Annotated in this window: 1 pseudogene; it reads right to left on the reverse strand. The window is 56.9% G+C overall.

Annotation, left to right across the window (positions count from 1 at the left end):
* Positions 1–292 precede the first annotated feature (292 nt).
* Positions 293–1922, reverse strand: a pseudogene (locus ACPUER_RS36525) (hypothetical protein); the annotation flags it as partial.

Genomic DNA, 1922 nt, shown 5'->3' on the forward strand with positions numbered 1-1922 from the left:
ACCCTTGATGTTTGCTTCTGCCGTTTGACTGTCGCTCGTATCCTGCGTATGTTTCGCCATGGTGGTGGAGTTCGATTGAGGAAGTGTTACCATGAGAAGCAGCATTTCTCCTTCAATCGCCACCGCCTTCTCCTGCCTCCTCCCTACGCCGCGTACACCACTTCCAACGATAGCTCTATCTGAATCGGATCGCTGCTTAACCCGTTGGCCTCCACGAATTCCGTCCGACCTCAGCCATCTTCAGGTTCCTTTTGCTGGTCCCTATGACCAGCTCAGGCCACGACCGTTCCACTTACCAACCTGTCCGAATTCCCGGCGCCATCTCTGTGCGCAACTGTTCATTCAACATTTTCAAATCTTTGCTGTCTTTCCATTGAGGTCGGCTGGCATCGGGAATGCCACTTTCATGTTTGTGCGTAAAATAATCGCGTCGGCTTTCATAGCGATCCTTGAAGGACATGTTCTTGTCCATCGTATCCGCGCTGTTGACGTACTTCCTGAGCGACCGATACATAGATACCGCTGCGTCCGTGGGCACTGTCGAATGAGGATTGAGATGAAGTCCTTCCACGCCATTTGCCATCCTACCATCCAATAAGGGGCCAATTGCAAAAGCGATCTCACTTGGTTTTACGTAAGCGCTCATCACCTCCTTAAGTGGAGTCCCATCGTTAAGGGTTGTTCTTATATGAGCACCACCTTCACTGAGTTGCGCAGCATAAAGGTAACCTCCTGATCTATTGGCAAAAGCATACCCGACCTCAGGGGCGATTGTCGTGGAGACCACTAAATTATCACCCCCAAATACGGGTTGCCTTGTAGGAGTAAAGCCACAATGGAATATTTTCTCCGGAGAATCGGCAGCTCCCCGGAAAACAAGCCCGCCCACCGTGGATGGGTCGTACGCCTGTCGCACACGATTCTGGATGGATTGCGCCTGCGCCTTTGCACCTACCTTATGCAAGAGCTCGACGTCGGGCGCCGAATGTTCCGCACGCCGCACTTTCTCTTCGAAATCAGCCAATCGCCTCAGGTATTCAGTGGTGGGTTTGACACCCAAATCCGCATAACCATCGTCTCGCATTTGCGGGCGAGGAGGGATTTCTTCTGGCAGAAGCAGGCTGCCAGACTCCGACCCGCTAAAATTAATCTTGTCTCCTTGCAGGGACTGCGTTTCATCAAAATACCCTTCAGTGGCCATTCGATCGACGGCACGCTGCAACATGCCCTGTTTCTCTTGGAATGCCTTGATGCTCTCTGCGGTCGGCTTAGGCTTGACAAGTGGCTTGCCAACGGCCTTGCGTTGCTGCATATCTTCGACCTTTACCGCGCCGATTTGCACGTTCCGTCCAGCCTTGACCCACTCGCTGCCTGCTACGTCACCTTGGGCATCGACCAATACGTCGCGCTGCGCGTTCACCGGCCCATTGAGCTTCACTTCATCTGCCGCCATCACCAACACATCGCGCTGCGCGCTCATCTGGCCGGCCGTCACCCTACTCCCCAGCAGCACCACATCAGCTCCCGCGGTCGCCACCCCATGGGTTGCCACGCGCCCACGTGCGGAAACGATAACCGCGCCGTCCGCGCTCACGTTCTGCACACTCACGCTAGACTCTGCTTGCGACGCTGCGATCGCGACATCCTGTTGCGCCGGTACCGGCCCGCCCAGCGTCACCTCGCCATTGGCACTCACCCGGATATCGTTCGCCGACGTGATCGCGCCATCATGCCGCACGCCCACCCCCGACTCCGTGCTCGCCAGCAAAATGTGACGTCCGTACATCGCGCCCAGCGCGTCACCGCTGATGCCCAGCGCCGGTGCCTTCGAGCCGTCCGGCGCCGTCGCCGCGTCCTGGCCGGTCCGCGGATCGTAGGTATTCATCCCCGCCACCAAACGCACGTCGGCACCCACGCCACTC

Origin of the sequence: Burkholderia sp. DN3021 (genome assembly GCF_049805555.1) — a bacterium.
Classification (GTDB): domain Bacteria; phylum Pseudomonadota; class Gammaproteobacteria; order Burkholderiales; family Burkholderiaceae; genus Burkholderia; species Burkholderia pyrrocinia_C.